We start from the raw sequence: 20131 nt of genomic DNA on the forward strand, positions 1-20131 counted from the left end.
CGGAAACTGAGCTTCACAGAAGACGACACAGTCGCGCACAATCCAACACAACCGTTCTCGGTCCACCGCCCCGCACCACCCGCACCATCCCGCACAGCGCCCTCCGCACCGCCCGGACCGACCCGCACACACATCAAGGATGATGATCATGCGCAACCGCAGAGCCGCACTCGCCGCACTGGCCACCGGCGCCTCGCTCGCCCTCACCCTGACCGCCTGCGGGCAGAACAGCTCGGGTGGCAGCAAGGACGACAAGGGCAGCACCAAGGGCGGCACGATCGGCATCGCGATGCCGACCAAGTCCTCCGAGCGCTGGATCGCCGACGGCAACAACGTCGTGAAGAACCTCAAGGCCAAGGGCTACCAGACCAAGCTGGTCTACGGAGAGGACGACCCGGACACCCAGGTCTCGCAGATCGAGAACCTGATCACCCAGGGCGTCAAGGGCCTGATCGTCGCGGCCATCGACAACAAGTCCCTGAACAACGTGCTGCAGGAGGCGGCGGACGCGAAGATCCCGGTCATCGCCTACGACCGGCTGATCCTCGGCACCAAGAACGTCGACTACTACGCCTCCTTCGACAACACCAAGGTCGGCGAGCTCCAGGCCGGCTACATCGTCGACAAGCTCGGCCTGAAGAGCGGCAAGGGCCCCTTCAACATCGAGCTGTTCGCCGGCTCCAACGACGACAACAACACCAAGTACTTCTTCAACGGCGCGATGAGCGTCCTCAAGCCGTACATCGACAGCAAGAAGCTGGTCGTCAAGTCCGGCCAGACCGCGCTCAACCAGGTCACCACCCTGCGCTGGGACGGCGCCACCGCCCAGCGGCGCATGGACGACATTCTCACCTCCTCGTACAAGAGCGGCCGGGTCGACGCGGTGCTGTCGCCGTACGACGGCATCTCCATCGGCATCCTGTCGGCGCTGAAGTCGGACGGCTACGGCTCCAAGAGCAACCCGCTGCCGGTCATCACCGGCCAGGACGCCGAGCTGGCCTCGGTGAAGTCGATCATGGCGGGCGAGCAGACGCAGACCGTCTACAAGGACACCCGCAAGCTCGCCGAGGTCGCCTCGACGATGGTCGACGACGCCCTGAAGGGCAAGAAGCCGCAGGTCAACGACACCAAGACCTACAACAACGGCACCAAGGTGGTCCCCGCCTACCTGCTGCAGCCGGTGAGCGTCGACAAGAACAACTACGAGGAAGTCCTCGTCAAGGGCGGCTACTACACGGACGCCGAGCTCAAGAAGTGAACGCCGCATCCACCGACCGCAACTGACTGGAAGGCACGACCATGGCGGGACCCGTCCTGGAAATGCGCTCGATCGTCAAGACCTTTCCCGGTGTCAAGGCGCTGTCGGACGTCACCCTGACGGTTCGTCAGGGCGAGGTCCACGCCATCTGCGGCGAGAACGGCGCCGGCAAGTCCACCCTGATGAAGGTGCTCTCCGGCGTCCATCCGCACGGCACCTACGAGGGCGAGATCCTTTTCGAGGGGGAGGTCTGCCGGTTCAGGGACATCCGGGCGAGCGAGCACCGCGGCATCGTCATCATCCACCAGGAGCTGACGCTGGTGCCGTATCTCTCCATCGCCGAGAACATCTTCCTCGGCAACGAACACGCCAGGCGCGGGTTCATCAACTGGAACGACACCCTCAGGCACGCCACCGAGCTGCTGCGCCGCGTCGGCCTCGACGAGCACCCGGAGACCCGGGTCTGCGACATCGGCGTGGGCAAGCAGCAGCTGGTGGAGATCGCCAAGGCGCTGTCGAAGTCCGTGAAGCTGCTCATCCTGGACGAGCCGACGGCCGCCCTCAACGACGAGGACAGCGGCAAACTGCTCGATCTGATCCTGGATCTGAAGAAGCAGGGCATCACCTCGATCATCATCTCCCACAAGCTGAACGAGATCCGCAAGGTCGCCGACTCGGTGACGATCCTGCGCGACGGCCGCACCATCGAGACGCTGGACGTGAAGGCCGCTCGGACCACCGAGGAGCGGATCATCGCGGGCATGGTGGGCCGCGACCTCGACCACCGCTTCCCCGAGCGCACCCCGCACCATCCCGAGGAGGGTGCGGCCCCGGCGCTGGAGATCCGCAACTGGACCGTGTTCCACCCGATCGACCAGCAGCGCAAGGTCGTCGACGACGTCTCGGTCCAGGTGCGGCGCGGGGAGATCGTCGGCATCGCGGGACTGATGGGCGCCGGGCGCACCGAACTGGCGATGAACGTCTTCGGCCGCACCTACGGCCGGTACGCGGCCGGCACGGTCCTCAAGGACGGCACCGAGATCCGCACCAGGACAGTCGCCGAGGCGGTCGGGCACGGCATCGCGTACGTCACCGAGGACCGCAAGCACTACGGCCTGAACCTCATCGACACCATCAACCGCAACATCTCGCTGACCGCGCTGAAGAAGGTCGCCAGGCGGGGTCTGGTGGACGAGCACGAGGAGCGGCAGGTCGCCGAGGGCTTCCGCAGGTCCATGAACATCAAGGCGCCGACCGTCTTCGAGCCGGTGGGCAAGCTGTCCGGCGGCAACCAGCAGAAGGTCGTCCTGAGCAAGTGGATCTTCGCGGGTCCGGACGTGCTGATCCTGGACGAGCCCACGCGCGGCATCGACGTGGGTGCCAAGTACGAGATCTACACCGTCATCGACCAGCTGGCCGCCCAGGGCAAGGCGGTCGTCTTCATCTCCTCCGAGCTGCCGGAGCTGCTCGGCATGTGCGACCGCATCTACACGATGGCCGCGGGGCGGCTGACCGGTGAGGTGCCGCGGGCCGAGGCCACCCAGGAAGTGCTGATGCGTCATATGACGAAGGACAAAGAGGTAACGCGATGAGCACGGATGTGACCGCCAAGACCCCGGCCCCCGCGTCGCCGGGCGGCGGCGGAGCGGCCACGGGCGAGGGCCTGCTCCAGCTGATGGTGAACGGACTGCGCCGCAACATGCGCCAGTACGGCATGCTGATCGCGCTCGGTCTGATAGTCGTCCTCTTCGAGATCTGGACCGGCGGGGACCTGCTGCTGCCGCGCAACGTCTCCAACCTGGTGCTGCAGAACAGCTACATCCTGATCCTGGCGATCGGCATGATGCTGGTGATCATCGCGGGCCACATCGACCTCTCGGTCGGCTCGCTCACCGCCTTCGTCGGCGCGGTCGCGGCCTCCCTGACGGTCAGCCACCACGTGTCGTGGCCGGTAGCCGTGGTGCTGTGCCTGCTGGTGGGCGCGGCGGCGGGCTCCGTGCAAGGGTTCATGATCGCCTATCTGGGCATACCGTCGTTCATCGTCACCCTGGCGGGCATGCTGCTCTTCCGCGGTCTGACCGAGATCCTGCTCAAGGGCCAGACCCTCGGCCCGTTCCCGGACGGACTGCAGAAGGTCGGCAACGGCTTCCTGCCGGAGGTCGGCCCGGCCACCAACTACCACAACCTCACCCTGCTCCTCGGCATCGTCCTCGTCGCCTCCGTGGTGTGGCAGGAGGTGCGCGACCGGCGCCGGCAGCAGGAGTTCGCCCTCGACGTGCTGCCCGCGAGGCTGTTCGCGCTCAAGCTCGTCGCCCTGGTCGCCGCGGTCCTCGTCGTCACGCTGCTGCTCGCCAGCTACAAGGGCGCGCCGATCGTGCTGATCATCCTGGGCGCCCTGGTGGTCGGCTACGGCTATGTGATGCGCAACGCCGTCTTCGGCCGCCACATCTACGCGATCGGCGGCAACCTGCCGGCCGCGAAGCTGTCCGGCGTCAAGGACAAGCGGGTCACCTTCCAGGTGTTCCTGAACATGGGCGTGCTCGCGGCCCTGGCGGGTCTGGTGGTCGCGGCCCGCCTGAACGCGGCCTCGCCGAAGGCGGGCGTGAACTACGAACTCGAGGCGATCGCCTCGTCGTTCATCGGCGGCGCGTCCATGAGCGGCGGTGTGGGCACCGTCCTCGGCGCGATCATCGGCGGTCTCGTCCTCGGCGTGCTGAACAACGGCATGAACCTCCTCAGCGTCGGCACCGACTGGCAGCAGGTCATCAAGGGCCTGGCGTTGTTGGCGGCGGTCGGGTTCGACGTGTGGAACAAGCGCAAGTCCGGTTCGTAAGTCGGTAGGGCCCCATCCGGCTTCCGTTCTAGTGGTCGTCGCAACGCCCCAGTTCAAGGGGTGCGATGGAACTGAACAGACGCACGGTGATCGCGGGGCCGCGGCGGGTGTCGCCGCGGCCCCGCCGGGCGGTACGGCCGGGGCCGCGCCCGCCTCGGCCGCGGCAGGCGGCACGCCGGTCAGGGAGCTCTTCGGCAGGCTCGCCGACGGCACGAAGGTCTACCGCTGGTCCCTGGAGAACGGCGGCACCCGGCTGAAGGTCCTCTCCTACGGCGGCATCCTGCAGAGCCTGGAGATCCCCGACCGGCGCGGCCACCGCGGGAACGTCGTCCTGGGCTTCGGCGTCATCGGCGGCTACGTGGCCAGGACCCCGTACTTCGGCGCCCTGATCGGCCGCTACGGCAACCGCATCGGCAAGGGGCGGTTCACCCTCGACGGCACGACCTTCCAGCTGTCCGTCAACGACGGCGTCAGCAGCTGGCACGGAGGCCCGGCCGGTCGGTGGCGATCCTCAGGGTGCGGCCGGAGCGCGGGTCGTGCAGGGCGGCGATGTGCTCGGGCGCGGCCGTGATGCCCTGCGACCGGGGCAGACGTGCCGGACGACGACGATCCACTCGTTCGGCGGGTGAGTCTGCGCCCTACCCGGAAGACACACTTCCCACACATGAGTTGAACAGCGCCACCGCCGCCTCCGTACCCATGGGTGGCCCGTGCTCCCCCGCACGGGCCACCCAAAGACGACGGGCCCGGCAGTGACCGTGCCGGGACCGCCCCATACGGAGGTTCCATGGCCGACAACGTCACCTCGCTGTTCCGCGGCACCGCGGCCCACAGCCCGTCGATGGCGGCGCTGGCGCGGGAGAGCGGCGACGGGGCCGGGCCGGTGGACTTCTGTATCCCGTGCAATCCCTACTTCCCCACGCCCGCCATGTTCCAGGACATGGCGGCGCGGCTGCGGGACATCATCACGTACTACCCGTCCAGCGCGGACACCATCACGGCCGAGCTGTGCCAACTGCTGCAACTGCCCCCGCAGTGCGTGGCGATGGGCAACGGCTCCACGGAACTGATCACCTGGATCGACCATCTGATGGTCCGCGAGTCCCTCGCCGTCCCCGTCCCCGCCTTCGGCCGCTGGACCGACCAGCCCATGGAGACCGGCAAGCGGGTCGACATGTTCCCGCTGCAGGAGTCCAGCGGCTTCGCCCTGGACCTGGCGCAGTACGCGGACTTCATCCGCAAGCGGGGCACCCGGGTCGCGGTCATCTGCAACCCAAACAACCCCGACGGCGGCTTTCTGCACAAGCACGCGGTGGTGCAGTTCATGGACGCCATGGCCGACCTGGACCTGGTCGTGATCGACGAGTCGTTCCTCGAGTTCGCCGATGCCGAGGCCGACCCGAGTGTGGTTCAGGAGGCGATGCTGCGCCCCAACGTTGTCGTGCTGCGCAGCCTCGGCAAGAACTTCGGCCTGCACGGCGTCCGCTTCGGCTACCTGGTGGCGAACCCGGCCCTGGCGGGCCGGATCCGCTCGATGCTGCCGAAGTGGAACCTCAACTCCTTCGCGGAGCACGTCGTCTTCATGCTCAGGGAGCACGGCGCCGAGTACCAGCAGAGCCTTCAGCAGGTGCGCCGCGACCGCCTGGAGATGGCCAGCCATCTCTCCGCGCTGCCCGGCCTGACGGTCTACCCGTCCCAGGCCAACTTCCTCTTCGTGCGCCTCCCCCTGGGCGCCGAAGGCACCGTGGTCCGTGACCGGCTGCTCACCGAGCACCGGGTCCTGGTCCGCGAGTGCGGCAACAAGATCGGTTCATCCAGCCGCTTCCTGCGACTCGTGGTGCGCCCCGAGGTGGACGTGCGTCGCCTGGTGTCCGCCATGGAACAGGTGCTCTACGGGACCAGGAGGGGAGCCGCCGTACCCGAGCTGAGTACAGGGACCAACTACAGCTCGGGTACGGCGGCAGTGGACCGGTTGGTGAGCCAGACCAACGGGGCCGGCATGCGGGAGCTGGCCGCTCAGGCCGCCGCGGCCGGTCCCGCTCCGGGGCCGGCCGCCGGCACCGGCATGCCGCTCCCCGCCACCGCCTCCGGCGCGCCCGCGGCGCAGCCGGGCGGCGCCGGGATGCCGATGCCGGCGGCAGCCCAGCTGGGCGCGCCCCAGCCCCTGGCACAGCCCCTGGCACCGGTGCCCGCGCCGGTACCGGCGCCCACCCCGCCGCCGGCGCCCATGCAGCCCCTGGCCCCGGCGGCGCAGCGGATGCCGGCCCCGGCTCCGATGCCGGCGCCCATGCCGACCCCGGTACCCGCGCCCACGCCCGTACCGATGCCGATGCCGATGCCGGCTCCGGTGCCCGCGCCGGCCGCCACCACCGGTCCCACTCCGCCCGGTGTCCCGGCTCGCGGCGGCCTCACCGCCGCCCAGGTACGCGGGATGACGGCACCGCCCTCCGGCGCCGCCGGGCTGACCCCGGCCCCGGCCACGGGCTGGCCCAGCCCGCAGAACTGGCCGAACGCGGCGGGGATGGGGCAGGCGGGCTGACCCGCACCCGGCTCGGCCGGCGCACGGCGTTCAGGGGAGGTACTCCACCGTCACCGGGGCCGTGTTGTTGGCCTGATTCGGGTCGAGCGCCGAGTCGGACGTCACCCTGACACTGCCGCGCGCCCCCTCGACCCGCTTGTCGATGCGCACACGCAGCCCGGTGCCCGCAGGCGCCGGGCCGGGGCAAGCGACGGTGCCGTCCTTCTTCGGGCTCGGGTAGCAGTACGGGATGTCGCTCTCGTGCTCCTCCGGGGGCACCTCGACCAGGCTGACGCCCGGCGGGAGGGTGACCCAGAGCGTGCCCCGCCCGCCGGGCCCGGGCCAGCCGTCGCCCTTCGGATACGGCACGGTGAGGTCGGCCGTCCGGCCCACCTTGCCCTTGATGGTGAAGCCGACCGCGGCCACGTCGTCGACCTGCGTGGTCTCGAAGCTCAGCCGGCCGCCGGAGGCCACCTCGCTGCGGTCCGCCTCGTCCCCGGTGAAGGCGCCACCGTCCACGGGCCGCAGCCGCAACGGCGCACCGGTGCCACGCGGGGCCGACTCGGGGAGCCTGGAGAGGTAACTCATGTCGACGGTGCGCCACACGCTGTACTGCACGAGCCCGCTCCTCGCGGTCCGGTCGGCCAGGGCGGTCACCGGGCCGTCGGTCTCGTACGCCGCCCCCGCGGGCAGCGGCCCGGGAAAGTCGCACTGCGCCTGGGTCGCCCCGACCGCCTTGTCGTAACGGCAGTTGGCGTACCGCAGGGGCAGGGTGGCGCTCTGCGCCCTCACCACAACGCTGATGCCGCCGTCGACGCCGGTGTCCCCCTTGTTGCCGAAGGCCGGCGTGAGCCGCATCGCGTCGCCGGGGCGCACGCCGGTGAGTTTCGTGTTGTCCTGGCGCAGGGTGAGGTACGGCATGCCGACGATCAGGCGGGTGGTGTGGTGCACGGCGGGCGCGTTGGCGGCGCGCACGGTCATGCGGATCACTCCGGCCGGTCCGGAAGCCGAGTTGGGCCTGGGCAGCAGGGAGAAGGGTACGAACTCGGTGAACCCTCCGAACCTGACGTCGCCCGGCGCGCACCTGACGTGGAAGCCGGTGCGGACACAGCCGTAGTCCTTCCGTACGTGCCGGATCTCGGCCTTCCCCTCGAAGGCGGCAAGGTCGAGGTCCACCTCGACCTTGCCGACGGCTCCCGATCCCCCGCCGGGCGAGGCGTTGGACGCCGCCAGGGCGATGTCGTAGTCGGGCACGTAGGGCGCCACGTCGTAGGGGCTGTAGCGCGGCAGGTAGAAGACGTTCGGTGCGGAGCGCAGCGTCAGCAGGCCCTTGCCCGAGACCGGCGTGGGTGTCGGCGTCCACCGGTGGGCCGGCGACGCCGTCGTGTGCGCCCGGTGCGCCGCGCCCGTTCCGTCCGTTCCGGCCGCCGGCCGGGCCGCGGCCCACACCACGGCCGCCACCAGGGCCACGGCGCACGCCACGGCCGCGCTCGCCACCGATCGCCGTCTCCCGCTCACCCACCGTGGACCCATGTCACATCAGACCGTTCCGGGGGCCCTCTGGTTGCCTCGCTTCCCGCAGGGGGGCGGCCGCCGCAGGGCCGCCCCCCTGGTTCCGCGTCAGGGCTTCGGGCACTCCTTCCAGGCCAGGTGGTACACCGTGCTGATGTCACCGTCCGTCGAGTCCATGGTCATGAAGCTGACCTTGCCGGGCGCCGAACTGCCCGCGTTCACGCGCAGTTCGGTGTTGATGTTGAAGTTGCGCAGGACCCCGCAGGGCGCCCATACGAGCTGGGCCCAGTCGGTGCTGTCGGTGGCCTGCCAGTCGTCGTTGTACGGGCCGTTGAAGGGGTGGTTCTTGAACGCCGTGTTCGAGGAGCCCTGGAAGTAGTACGAGGCTCTCTGCGTGCCGGTCGCGCCGGACTGGAGCGAGGCGAAGCCGCGGTAGTCGGCGCTGGCGACGGCGTAGGTGAAGCCCTGCGGCACATGGACGATCAGGTTGAGCTGGCAGTTCTTGCGGAACGCCGTGGGGTCGGAGTTGCCGCCGGCCTGGGCCAGGTACTCGCTGTAGGTCACCGTGAAGGCGGTGTTGTCCGGGGAGACGGCGACGGCCGCCGTGCCCTGGGGACAGCCGGAGCCGTTCACCGTGGCGACATCGATGACGATCTTGTCCGGGGGCGGGTCGGTCACCACCGGGGACGAGGGCTGCGTGGGCAGCGCGGTGGTCAGGAGCGCGGCGATCGCGCCGCTCATGAGAAGTCCGCCGGCCATGGTTCTCCATCCGTTCGGTGGGGGGTGCAGGAACGCATGTGCGTCATGCCTGTGCCGCCATGCACATGCCACGCAGGCAGGCGCATGCGCTCCCTGCCTGTGGAGGAACCATGAATGCGCTGTGAAGGCGGGGAGCGGTCGCATCGTACGCACCCGCCAGGGCCTCGATAAGGTCACTCTCCGGCCATTCACACCGGGGCCCCGGGGCGGGTGGACGCGATCCCCGCTGCGCCGGCCGGCCGGGCCCGCGCGGCGCAGGCCGTCGAGGACCCCCTGGGGCCGGGCCCGGCCCCGTGGAGAATGACGGCACCCGCGCCCCGTAAGATCGCCGCCCGGGAGGCACACCTTTGGCGCTCAGCAGACGTTCATTCAGCGCCCTCGCCGGCACCGCCGCGCTCGGACTGGCCCTGGGCGGCAGTGGCGGACCGGGGGCGCCGTCGGCCTACGCCGCGCGCTCGGTGCCCACCGGCCCGCCGCCCCCGCCGCCGGGCGCCGACGGGCAGCGGCACACCGTCGGCTTCGACCACTACTCGCTGCTGGTGGACGGCAGGCGGCTGGTGCTGTGGTCGGGCGAGATGCACCCCTTCCGGCTGCCGAGCCCCTCCCTGTGGCGGGACGTCCTGCAGAAGATGCGGGCGTACGGCTACAACGCCGTCAGCGTCTGCGTGTCCTGGAACTACCACTCCCCCGCGCCGGGCCACTACGACTTCACCGGCGTGCGGGACCTGGACCTGTTCCTGCGCATGGCCGCCGAGACCGGGCTCTACGTCGTGCTGCGCCCCGGTCCGTACATCGGCGCCGAGGTCGACGGCGGCGGCTTCCCCGGCTGGCTGACCGCCACCGCGGGCGCCGCCCGCACCGCAGATCCGGCGTATCTGAAGCACGTCGACGAGTGGCTGACGCGGGTGGACGCCATCGCCGCCCGGCACTTGTTCACCAAGGGCGGCGGCACCGTGCTGCTCTACCAGATCGAGAACGAGTACGACGCGCACGCCGACGAGGCGACCGGCCGCGACTACATGGCGCACCTGTACAAGAAGGTCCGCGCCGACGGCGTCGACGTCCCCCTCTTCCACAACGACAAGGGCCCCGGCGGCCACTGGGTTCCCGGCTCCTTCGACACCGGCGGCGAGCACGGACGGTGGCTGTACGGCTTCGACGGCGCCCCCTCGCCGTCCCGGAACCCGCCGGACTGGGGGCACTTCGGGAAGGGCGGGAGGACGGGCGGGGCGAGTGCCAGCCCCCGCACGCCCGGTTTCGTGCCCGAGTTCGGGGGCGGCCGGCCCGACCCGTGGGGCGGGCCGGTCTTCAGGGGCGGGGGATACGCCGAGGCGCGGCGCACCCGGGACGCGGCGTACGAACGGCGCTTCCATCTGACCAACCTCGCCAACGGCATCACCCTGCACAACGTCTACATGACCTACGGCGGCACTTCCTGGGGCTGGCTGCCCGCGCCGGTCGTCTACACGTCGTACGACTACGGGGCCGCCTTCGACGAGGGCCGGCGCCCCACCGGCAAACTGGCGCCGATGCACCAGATCGGGCACATGCTGCAGCGTGTACCCGACTTCGCCAAGCTGGACCGGGCCGCGGAGGTGAAGGCGGCCGGGCTCACCACCTACCACCTGACCAATCCGGACACCGGCTCCCACGTCTACGTCCTGCGCAACGACGGCGACGAGGACGTCTCCTCCACACTGCCCGCCGCCGGCGACGAACTGCCGGTCACCGTGCCGGCCAAGGACGCCCGGCTGATCGTCGCCGGGCTCTCGCTGGGCCGGCGCAGGCTGCGGTACGCCACCGCGCAGCCGATGCTGTTCATGACCGCCGGACGGCAGGACGTCGCCGTGTTCTGCGGACGGCGCGGGGACCTGGCGCAGGTGGTCCTGGAGTCCGACCAGGAGCCACTGGTCACCCGGCTGAGCCAGCAGGCCGCGTACGTCTACGACCAGGGTCTGCTGCGCGTGACCGTCCCGCTCGGCGCCGGCGGGCTGGTCGGGGTGCGGGTGGAGGGCGACGGGATCGACCGGCCGCTGCTGATGCTCTTCGCCGACGAGGCGACCTCCGTGCGGCTGTGGCCCTGCGACACCCCGTCCGGCTCCCTGCTGGTCTACGGTCCCGCGCTGCTGCGCACCGCCACCCTGCGCGACTCCACCGTCCGCCTCACCGGCGACACCGTGGGGGCCACCGGCCTGGAGGTGTGGGGGCCGCGCGGCATCGACGCCATGGAGTGGAACGGCACCGCGATGCGTACCGGCGTGACCGGCTCCGGCAGTCTGCGCGCCGCCGCCCCGCTGCCCGGCGTGCCCCGGGTGGAGCTGCCCGCGCTCGGCGGCTGGCGGACGCGCACCGAGAACCCGGAGTCCGCGCCCGGCTTCGACGACTCCGCCTGGCAGATCGCCGGGAAGACGTCCTCGTACAGCACGACACCCGTCCCGAAGGGGCAGCCGGTGCTGTTCGCCGACGACTACGGCTTCCACTACGGGGACGTCTGGTACCGAGGTGCCTTCACGGACGCCACCGGCATCGAGTCGGTCTCCCTCGCCCACAGCACGGGCACGCAGGGCCTGCTCATGGCCTGGCTGGACGGAAAGCCGCTGGGCACGCACCGGATGCCGGTGCCGGACAGCGGCACGATCGGCAGGGGCACTTGGGCGGACACGGCCGAGTTCCCGGTGCCGAGGCGGCTGCGCACCTCCGGGCGGCATGTGCTGTCGGTCCTGGTCCGGCGGATGGCGCACGACCAGGACGGCAGCGCGCAGGACACGCACAAGGCGGCGCGCGGGCTGACGGCGGTCGCCTTCACCGGGGGCGCGCCGAAGGTGCGGTGGCGCATCCAGGGCGAAGCCGAGCCCGATCCGGTGCGCGGGCCGCTGAACAACGGCGGTCTGTTCGGGGAGCGGGCGGGCTGGCACCTGCCCGGCTTCCCGGACCACGACTGGGAGGCCGTCTCCCTCCCGCGGGCCGGCCGCCGCCAGGGTGTGACCTGGTACCGGACCACGTTCCGGCTCGCCGTGGACCCGGACGTCGACGCCTCGATAGGGCTCACGCTGGACGACGACCCGTCCCGCGCCTACCGCGCCCAGATCTTCCTGAACGGCTGGAACATGGGCCAGTACGTCAACGACGTCGGCCCGCAGCACACCTTCGTGCTGCCGAACGGCATCCTGCGCACCCGTGGCGCCAACACCCTGGCCCTGGCGGTCCTGTCGGAGTTCACCACGCCGTCGGGCCCTGGGCAGGTGCGGCTGACGCTGCTGGGCAGCGCAGCCGGAGGGGTGCCGGTGGCCCCGGTCGCCTCCCCCGGCCGCTGAGCCCGGCCCGCACGGCCACCCGAGCCGGATCACGTTCCAGGGACCCTCCTGTTTCGTTCGGTATGCCGTTCGGCATGCCGTCATCCACTCGTGACGTCGGACGGGACCGTGAGATCGAGGCGCGTGCGCGCCAATGGGCCGCACCGGACTTCCGGGCAGTCGTGAGCGCCGGGGGGACGGCCCGGGAAGAACCCGCCTGCACAACGGTCGTTACCCGTTGAACAACGGTCGTCGGATCGCATGACGCGAACACTTCCGAACGCGTAGTCTCGAACGACTGCCCCGGCACGGGCGGCGGTCGGAAGGGGTGAGCGATGGACTGCGCGGGCGCGCGCGGAACGGCGGCGCGGTGACCTTTCCCACCGAAGCGACCGGCGTCTTAGGCCAGTTGGCCGCCCGGCCGGCCGCCGGGCTCGCGCTGGACCCGGCGGCCCTGGCCGGCGAGTGCTCGATCTCCTTCTGGATCCCGGCCGCGGTGCTCACCGCCGCCCTGGCGATCAAGCTGCCGACGATCATCCGGCTGTGGAAGGACCCGATGCTGCGCGCGGTCGGCGGGCTGCTCCTGCTCGCCTGCGCGGTGTTCGTGTTCGTCGCGCCGTCGACCATTCACTGGACCAACCGGGTCACCGGCGTACCGAACATCTCGGCGCCCTGGGTGTACTCGCTGCTCACCGCGTTCTGCGGATCCTGTCTGCTGCTCATCATCGCCTGGCGCAACGGCCTGGCCGACCGCTCGGCCGCGACCCTCCGCGCCACCCGCTGGGTCGTCTCGGTCTACTCGGGCGTGATCGTCCTGCTGTGGGTGCTGTTCGCCCTCGCCGACGTGCCCGTGGAACGGCTGCGGGACCTGGACACGTACTACGCCGACACCCCGTTCATGCGTGAGGAGATCCTGCTCTACCTGCTGGCACACGCCGTCGCGGTCCTCATCACCAGCCGGGTGATCTGGAACTGGGTGCGCACCGACGGACTGGACGCCTGGCTGCGCGGTGGGCTGAAGTCGCTGGGCGCGGGCTACGGGCTGAACCTGGTCTTCGACGCCTCCAAGCTCACCGCCGTGGCGGCCCGCTGGACGGGGCACGACCTGGACTGGCTGAGCACGGACCTCGCGCCGCCCGTGGCCTGTGTGTCGGCGATCCTGATCGCGGTCGGCTTCATCGTCCCGCACGCCGGCCAGTATCTGCACGACCGCTGGCGGGTCCGGCTCGCCCACCACGAACTGCGGCCCCTGTACCTGCTGATGCGCACGGTCGACGATGGCCGGCCGGCCGTTCTGCTGCGGGGCGGACCGGAGCTGCGGCTGACCCGGCGGGAGACGTACATCCGCGATGTACTGCTGCCGCTGGCCCGCCGCATCGACGAGGAGCTGCGCCGGCGGGCGTACGCCGCCGCGCTGGAACTCGGGTACGTGCCGGACGCGGCGCGGGCGCTGGCCGCGGCGGCAGCCGTGCTGGACGCCGTGGCGGCCCGGGGCCGGGCACCGCGGGACGAGGGCGCCGGCGACTGCGACACCACCGAACTGCTGCGCGAGATCGGCGCCGTCTCCCGCGCCCTGCACCACCCCGACCGCATCGAGGCGGTGCGCGTGCGGGCCGCCGCGGCGGAAAGCGTGCCCGCCCATGAGTGACCGCGCGGCCAAGGACTTTTCCCTTCACCGGCCGCCCGGGGATGATGGGGGGACGCGTGAGAGATCCACGGGGGAACATGGTGCGTAGGAAAAGGGAGATGCGGCGGCTCGCCGACGCGCTCATCGACCCCATCCGGGTGCCGGTCCCCGCGGACCCCGACACGCTGTTCGCCGCTCTCGTCGACTCGGTCAGCGCCTGGAGGGGCCGTCAGGTCGTCGTGCGCCGGGAGGTCTTCCCGCCGCACACCGCCAGCGGGCTGTGGCTGGAGGGCGAGACGCAGGACGTGGTGGTCGTCGACCAGCGGGCCGCCGCGTGGCACCAGATCGTGATCTTCTGTCATGAGGTGTGGCACATGAGCCGGCGCGACGCGGACGCCGGCGCGACAGCCGCCCCGACGACCGCCGGGCCGCCCCGGCCGGTCGCGGCCCGCACCGACTTCAGCCTCGCCGACGAGCAGGAGGCGGACCGTTTCGGCATGTTGATGGGCCGCCGGCTGCGCACCTGGCTGGAGGACTCTTCGGACTCCGTGTCCGCCGTCGGCCCGGACGACGAACAGGATCTCGCCGGACGCATCGGGGCGGCGCTCAACTACCGCGGGGTCCGGGGAAGATGAGCGGTCTGATCAACTACATCAGCTGTGGTGTGCTGTGGCTGGGCCTGGCGGTGAAGGCCCCGGACCTGGTTCGCCACCGGCACGATCCGTATCTGCGGGCCATCTGCGCGGTGCTGGGTCTGGGCAGCGTCTGCTTCCTGTTCGGGGCCCCGCCCACGGTGGGGGCCGTCAACCGCGTCAGCGGCGTCCCGAACCTCGCCGCGCCGCTGACCTACGCCTCGATCACCGCCTACAGCGCGGCCTCCCAGGTCCTCATCGTCTACTGGCGGGGCGGCGAGCGGGTGCATCGCGTCGCCCGCCGCTGGATGGTGGCCTACGCGTTCGTGCTGGTCGGCATCGCCACCACGTTCGCACTCGGCGAGGCGCCGGTGGAGCGCCGCACCGACCTGGACACCTACTACGCGACCACACCGTTCATCGCCGAGATGATCGTGCTGTACCTGCTCGGGCACCTCGCGGCCGTCAGTGTCACCACGGTGTCCTCCCTGCGCTGGGCCCGCGAGGTGAACGGCTGGCTGCGGGCGGGGCTGGTGGTCCTGGGACTGGGCTCGCTGTGCACCGGGGGCTACAGCGTGACCAAACTCGCCGCCGTGGTCGCGCGCTGGAGCGGACGGGACTGGTCGGCGCTCGGCACGAACATCTCACCGGCGGCCGCCGGGCTGGGCGCCCTGCTGACGTCGGTGGGCATCCTGGTGCCACTGGCCGGGCCCCGGCTGGCCCAGTGGCGGCGGTCCCGGCGCACGTACGCACGACTGGAACCGCTGGAGCGCGAGCTGGACGACCTGCTCACCCGTCGCGCCCTGCGGCTGCCCCGGCCGCGCTGGGCCTCCCCCACCACCCGGCTGATGTGGCGCCAGACCAGCATCCACAACGCGCTCAGCTATCTGGACGCATCCTTCGACCGCGCCCTGTACGAGCGGACCCACGAAGCGGCGCTGGCGGCGACCGGCGACCGGGACCATGCCGAAGCCGCCGCGTGGGCCGCGGTCATCACCGCGGCCGTCCGCGAACGCCCCGCACGCGTCCTGACCCCCGAGGCCGACCGCCTGCCGGCCCGTCCCCCCTGCCCGTCCACCCTGATCCGCATAGCGGACAGACTCGCCGCGCCCGCACCCACGTCCGCACCCGCATTCACGTCCGCGCCTGCGCCTGGGCCCGCGCCCGCACGGCCCGCCCACGAGGGCACCCACGGCAACCCGACCCCGACGAGCACACCATGAAGGCCGCACGGACAGCGGGACGGCCGGCGCGGCCGGGGCGCCGACGGGGGTGGCCGGCGTGAATCTCGTCGTGTATCTGGCGGCCGGGATCTTCGGGCTGTCCGCCACCGTGCTGCTGCGCCGGCCGCGTACGGCCGTGCGGAACCCGCTGACGCTGTCCACATGTGTGGCGATCGTGCTCGGGTCACTCGTCTTCGTCTGCTCGGCTCCGCTGACCCTGGCCGCCGTCAACGCCCTCACCGGCATTCCCAACTTCGGCGCCCCGCTGACCTACGGCATGCTCTCCGCGTACAGCTGCTCGCTGGTCATCCTGCTGATCCACTGGCGCGGCGGGCCACGGGAGCGGGTCAGGCGGATGGTGCTGCGCAGCATCGCCGCGTACACGCCGCTGGTCGTCGCCATCGTCGTGCTGTTCGCGCTGGGCGACGCCCGCACCGAACGGCTCACCGACCTCGACACCTACTACGCCAACACCCCGTATCTGCGCGAGATGATCCTGCTCTACCTGATCGGGCACAGCGCGGCGACCCTGACGATGTGCGCCCTGTGCGTCAAGTGGAGCCGCGAGGTCACCGGCCTGCTGCGGGCCGGGCTGCGGCTGATCCTCGCCGGGTCGCTGCTGGACGTGGTGGGGTTCCAGCTGACCAAGTACACGGCTGTCGTGGCACGTTGGGCGGGCCACGACCTGGACGTGCTGTCCACGAAGGTCGCCCCGCCGATGGCCTCGCTGGGCGCGCTGCTGTGTTCGGCGGGCTTCGTGCTGCCGCGGCTGCTGCCCGCCGCCCGCTCCCATGCGCGCAGCCTGCGGGACTACCGCAGGCTCGGGCCGCTGTGGTCGCGGGTCCGGTTCGTGTCGACCGCGCCCAAGCCGCCCAGTTCCTGGTGGCAGTTGCCCACCTCACGCCTGCACTGGCGGGAGGTGTCCATCCACGACGCCCTGCTGGGGCTCGCCCCGTACTTCGACGACCGGGTCCGCGAGCGGGCCCTGGCCGCCGCCCGGAGTTCGGGCCGCACTGCGCACGAGGCCCGGATCGCGGCGGAGGCGGCCATGCTCGCCGACGCCGCACGCCGCGCCGCCGCACGGGAGGAGCCGCTGCCGGCGCCGAGCGGGTACCGCCTCCATGCCACGGAGGTGTCCGGGACCGGCGGGCTGGTGGAGCTGGCGCAGGCCCTGCTCCACACGCCCGCCGAAACCGGTGTACGAGAAGGAACGGTGAGGACCTTCCATGGCTGAGCCCATGACCGACTCCGAGGAGCCCCATGCCCCGTAGAGCCCGTAGAGCTGTCGTCGTCGGTGCCGGTCTGGCCGGCATGCTGGCCGCGGCGGCGCTGTCCACCGCCGTGGACGACGTGGTCGTACTCGACCGCGACGACCTGCCCGCCGGGCCGGAGCACCGCAGAGGGCTGCCGCAGGGGCGTCATGCCCATCTGCTGATGGCAGGGGGGCTGGCCGCCATGGAGGACCTCGTGCCCGGCGGGAGCATACGGTCGCGGCTGCTGGCCGCGGGCGCGCGGGAGATACCGCTCGGCCGGGGCATGGTGGCCCTCACCCCCGAGGGCTGGTTCCGCCGCTGGCGGCACGACGGGCCGGCCGTGCTCAGCTGCACCCGCGCGCTGCTGGACTGGACGGTGCGGGCCGCCGTGCTCGCCCACACCGGGGTGCAGGTCCGCAGGGCCCAGGCCGTCGGGCTGGTGGGGGACGCGCGGCGGGTGCGCGGCGTCCGGATCGTGGCCGCCGGCGGGGAGGCGGAGCTGGCCGCCGACTTCGTGGTGGACGCGAGCGGACGCGGGACACGGATCGTCACCTGGCTGGGCGACCTCGGGATCACCGGGGTGCACGAGCGGACCGTGGACTGCGGACTGGTCAACGCCACGCGCGTCTACCGCACACCGGCGGGGGCCGAGCAGTTCCCGCTGACGATGGTGCAGTCCGATCCGTACGGGTCCGGACCGGGCCGCAGCGGCATGGTCCTGCCGATCGAGGACGACCGCTGGATGGTGAGCCTCGCCGGCACGCGCGGCGGTGAGCCGCCGGCGGACCCCGAAGGCTTCCTGCGCTACGCCCTCGGCCTGCCGTCCCCGATCGTGGGCCGGCTCGTCTCCGGTGCCGAACCCCTCACCGGCGTGCACATCAGCCGCAGCACCAGCAATGTGCGCCGCTACCTGGAGAAGACCCGGCAGTGGCCGGAGGGCTTCGTCGCCCTCGGCGACGCGGTGGCCGCCTTCAACCCGGCCTACGGGCAGGGCATGTCGGTGGCCGCGCTCGGCGCGCAGCTGCTGGGCCGGGAGCTGCGGCGCGCCGGCGCGGCGGCTCCGGGCCTCGCCCGCCGGGTGCAGCGCGGGACCGCCCGCTCGGTCGACGCGGCCTGGGCGGCGGCCGTCGGCCAGGACGTCTGGTACCCGGACACGCGCGGCGCGCGGCCGGGCCTGGCCGACCGTCTCGTCACGGCCTACACCCGCCGGCTGACCCGGGCCGCCACCGGCTCCTACCGGGCGGCGGCCGCCCTGTGGGACGTCACCAGCCTGCGCACCGGCCCGGAACGCCTCCTGCGCCCCGACACCCTCCTCGACGTCCTCAACGGCCCCCTCCTCCCCCCGCTGGCGGGCCCCCCGCTCACCCCGGCCGAACGCAAGATTCTGGAGGAACTGGACCGCACGGAGGGCCGGGTCAGCCCCTGAACACCGGCTGCGCCAGCCCGTTCCCCGCCCCCGGCACCACCAGCACCGATCCCGACAGCGGGTGCGGTGCCGGCAGGCCCGTGCGGGCCGTTGTGACGTAGAGGTCGGTGAGGTCGGGGCCGCCGAAGGCACAGGCCGTGGGGCGGGGGACGGGCAGGCCGAGCACGCGGTCCAGCGTGCCGGCGGGCGTGTAGCGGCGGATCGCGCCGCCGTCCCACAGGGCCACCCAGACGCAGCCGTCGGCGTCGACCGTGAGGCCGTCGGGGAAGCCCGCGCCCTCCTCCACGTGCGCCAGCGGGCGTCTGCCGGTGACGCGTTCGCCGTCGAAGTCGAGGACGTCGATACGGCGGGTCGGTGAGTCGACGTAGTACATCAGTCGGCCGTCGGGGCTCCAGCCGGTGCCGTTGCTCACCGCCACGTCGGTCAGGACCACCTGCGCCGAGCCGTCGCCGGTGAGCCGGGTCAGGGTGCCGCCGCCCGGTGCCTCGTCGTAGCGCATGGTGCCGGTCCACAGCGCGCCGTCGGGCGCCACGGCGGCGTCGTTGCCGCGGCGGCCGGGGACCGGGTCGTGGTGGAGCCAGCGGAAGGCGCCGCCGGGGTCCACCAGGCCCACGCCGTCCCTCAGGTTCAGCACCAGTCCGCCGCCCGCGCGGGGCTTGGCCGCGCCCACGTGCTGCCCGGTCGTGCGCACCGTGCGGCGGCCGGACGCCGGGTCGTAGGTGTGGACGCGGGCGGAGAGGATGTCGACCCAGATCAGCCGGCCGGCCGCCGGATCCCAGGTGGGGCCCTCGCCCAGCGAGGCCTGTGCGCGGACCGCCACCTCGTACGCCGTCACGCCACGCCCCGGTGCCCCAGGCGCTCCGACAGCTCTGCGGCGCCCTTCGCGGCGAGCTGCTCCAGCTCGGCCCGCCGCTCCTCGCTCCAGCGGATCATCGGCACGGAGATGGACAGGGCGGCGACCACCTGTCCGGTGCGGTCGCGCACCGGGGCGGCCACGCAGGAGACGTCCGGGTTGGACTCGCGGCTCTCCACCGCCAGGCCCCGCTGCCGGATCCCGGCCAGGGCCTCGCGCAGGGCGGCCGGGTCGGTGATGCTGTTGGGGGTCATCGCGACCAGCTCGGTGCCGTCCGGGAGGCGCGCGGCGAGTTCCTGCTCGGGCAGGGACGCGAGCAGCATCTTGCCGACCGAGGTGCAGTGGGCCGGGAGACGGCGGCCGGCCGCGGACACCATGCGCACCGCGTGCGTGGAGTCGACCTTGGCGATGTAGATGACGTCGGTGTCCTCCAGGATCGCCACGTGCACGGTCTCGTCGCAGGTCTCCGCGACCGAGCGGGCGACCTGCTGACCCTCGGCGGCGAGGTCGAGCTGCTCGGCGTAGCGGCTGCCGAGCTGGTACGGGCGTACGCCGAGCCGGTAGCGTCCGGGCTGGCCGGTCACGGGGACGAGGTACTGGCGGGCGGCGAGCGTGGTGACCAGCTCGTGGACCGTCGTGCGCGGCAGTTGCAGCCTGCGCACGATGTCGGGGGCGGAGAGCGTCCCGTCCCCGTCGAGGAAGAGCTCGAGTATGTCGAGAGCCCGGGTCACGGCGGGTACGAGGCGTCCCACGACCGGCCCCCTCCCTGGATCTAGGCCATGTTCGAAATTTCAACAGGCGGTCGGCATGACGAACACAGGCTAGTCATAGTGGGTGGCGCGGGCAATGGGTGGGAACAGGCCGGTGCCCGCTGCCGTCCGCGGTTCGTGATCCTTGGTCCGTGATCCGTGATCCGCCGTCCGTGGCCCGCGATCCGTGATCCG

The 20131-nt window shown here is 71.9% G+C and carries 14 protein-coding genes and 1 pseudogene; 11 read left to right on the forward strand and 4 right to left on the reverse strand.

Annotated features, from left to right (window positions below):
- Positions 1-148 precede the first annotated feature (148 nt).
- The 5 genes and pseudogenes from chvE to ACH4UM_RS06185 all read left to right on the forward strand — a co-directional run bounded on the left by chvE (position 149) and on the right by ACH4UM_RS06185 (position 6630).
- Complete coding sequence (gene chvE / locus ACH4UM_RS06165) at positions 149-1258, forward strand: multiple monosaccharide ABC transporter substrate-binding protein (RefSeq protein ID WP_398174282.1); 1110 nt, start codon at positions 149-151, stop codon at positions 1256-1258.
- Between the two features lie 41 nt (positions 1259-1299).
- Positions 1300-2850, forward strand: coding sequence for a multiple monosaccharide ABC transporter ATP-binding protein (mmsA, locus tag ACH4UM_RS06170; protein WP_398174285.1), 1551 nt, complete (start codon positions 1300-1302; stop codon positions 2848-2850).
- Positions 2847-4091: a multiple monosaccharide ABC transporter permease gene (gene mmsB / locus ACH4UM_RS06175; RefSeq protein ID WP_398174288.1), complete on the forward strand. Its 1245-nt coding sequence runs from the start codon at positions 2847-2849 to the stop codon at positions 4089-4091. Before mmsA ends, mmsB begins: the two co-directional genes overlap by 4 nt.
- Before the next feature lie 65 nt (positions 4092-4156).
- Positions 4157-4590, forward strand: a pseudogene (locus ACH4UM_RS06180) (galactose-1-epimerase); the annotation flags it as partial.
- A gap of 288 nt (positions 4591-4878) precedes the next feature.
- Positions 4879-6630, forward strand: coding sequence for a pyridoxal phosphate-dependent aminotransferase (locus tag ACH4UM_RS06185; protein WP_398174291.1), 1752 nt, complete (start codon positions 4879-4881; stop codon positions 6628-6630).
- A gap of 30 nt (positions 6631-6660) precedes the next feature.
- Here the strand turns inward: ACH4UM_RS06185 and ACH4UM_RS06190 are convergent, their stop codons facing one another.
- Entirely contained in the window at positions 6661-8106 is a 1446-nt protein-coding gene (locus tag ACH4UM_RS06190; RefSeq protein ID WP_398174294.1) for a hypothetical protein, read from the reverse strand.
- 123 nt (positions 8107-8229) lie between these two features.
- Positions 8230-8880 carry a DUF4360 domain-containing protein gene (locus ACH4UM_RS06195; protein WP_398174297.1) on the reverse strand — a complete coding sequence of 217 codons (651 nt, stop codon included), beginning with the start codon at positions 8878-8880 and terminating at the stop codon, positions 8230-8232.
- Positions 8881-9227: 347 nt separating this feature from the next.
- Between ACH4UM_RS06195 and ACH4UM_RS06200 the strand changes: the two genes are divergently transcribed.
- The 6 genes from ACH4UM_RS06200 (at position 9228) to ACH4UM_RS06225 (ending at position 18334) form a co-directional block, all read left to right on the forward strand.
- A complete protein-coding gene (locus tag ACH4UM_RS06200; RefSeq protein WP_398174300.1) occupies positions 9228-12194 on the forward strand; it encodes a beta-galactosidase in 2967 nt (988 codons plus the stop codon).
- Positions 12195-12612: 418 nt separating this feature from the next.
- Entirely contained in the window at positions 12613-13821 is a 1209-nt protein-coding gene (locus tag ACH4UM_RS06205; RefSeq protein WP_398175034.1) for a DUF6545 domain-containing protein, read from the forward strand.
- Positions 13822-13919: 98 nt separating this feature from the next.
- Positions 13920-14435, forward strand: a complete 516-nt coding sequence (locus ACH4UM_RS06210; protein WP_398175036.1) for a toxin — start codon at positions 13920-13922, stop codon at positions 14433-14435.
- Positions 14432-15655 carry an MAB_1171c family putative transporter gene (locus tag ACH4UM_RS06215; protein ID WP_398174303.1) on the forward strand — a complete coding sequence of 408 codons (1224 nt, stop codon included), beginning with the start codon at positions 14432-14434 and terminating at the stop codon, positions 15653-15655. Before ACH4UM_RS06210 ends, ACH4UM_RS06215 begins: the two co-directional genes overlap by 4 nt.
- A 58-nt stretch (positions 15656-15713) precedes the next feature.
- Complete coding sequence (locus ACH4UM_RS06220; protein ID WP_398174306.1) at positions 15714-16889, forward strand: MAB_1171c family putative transporter; 1176 nt, start codon at positions 15714-15716, stop codon at positions 16887-16889.
- A 26-nt stretch (positions 16890-16915) separates the two neighbouring features.
- On the forward strand, positions 16916-18334 hold the full coding sequence (locus tag ACH4UM_RS06225; RefSeq protein ID WP_398174309.1) for an FAD-dependent monooxygenase: 1419 nt from the start codon (positions 16916-16918) through the stop codon (positions 18332-18334).
- Here the strand turns inward: ACH4UM_RS06225 and ACH4UM_RS06230 are convergent.
- Together ACH4UM_RS06230 and ACH4UM_RS06235 are read right to left on the reverse strand one after the other, a co-directional pair.
- Positions 18324-19169, reverse strand: a complete 846-nt coding sequence (locus tag ACH4UM_RS06230) for an SMP-30/gluconolactonase/LRE family protein (protein ID WP_398174312.1) — start codon at positions 19167-19169, stop codon at positions 18324-18326. The genes ACH4UM_RS06225 and ACH4UM_RS06230 overlap by 11 nt on opposite strands.
- Positions 19166-19939: an IclR family transcriptional regulator gene (locus tag ACH4UM_RS06235; protein ID WP_398174315.1), complete on the reverse strand. Its 774-nt coding sequence runs from the start codon at positions 19937-19939 to the stop codon at positions 19166-19168. Before ACH4UM_RS06235 ends, ACH4UM_RS06230 begins: the two co-directional genes overlap by 4 nt.
- Positions 19940-20131 lie beyond the last annotated feature (192 nt).

Origin of the sequence: Streptomyces sp. NPDC020801 (genome assembly GCF_044334385.1) — a bacterium.
Taxonomy (GTDB): domain Bacteria; phylum Actinomycetota; class Actinomycetes; order Streptomycetales; family Streptomycetaceae; genus Streptomyces.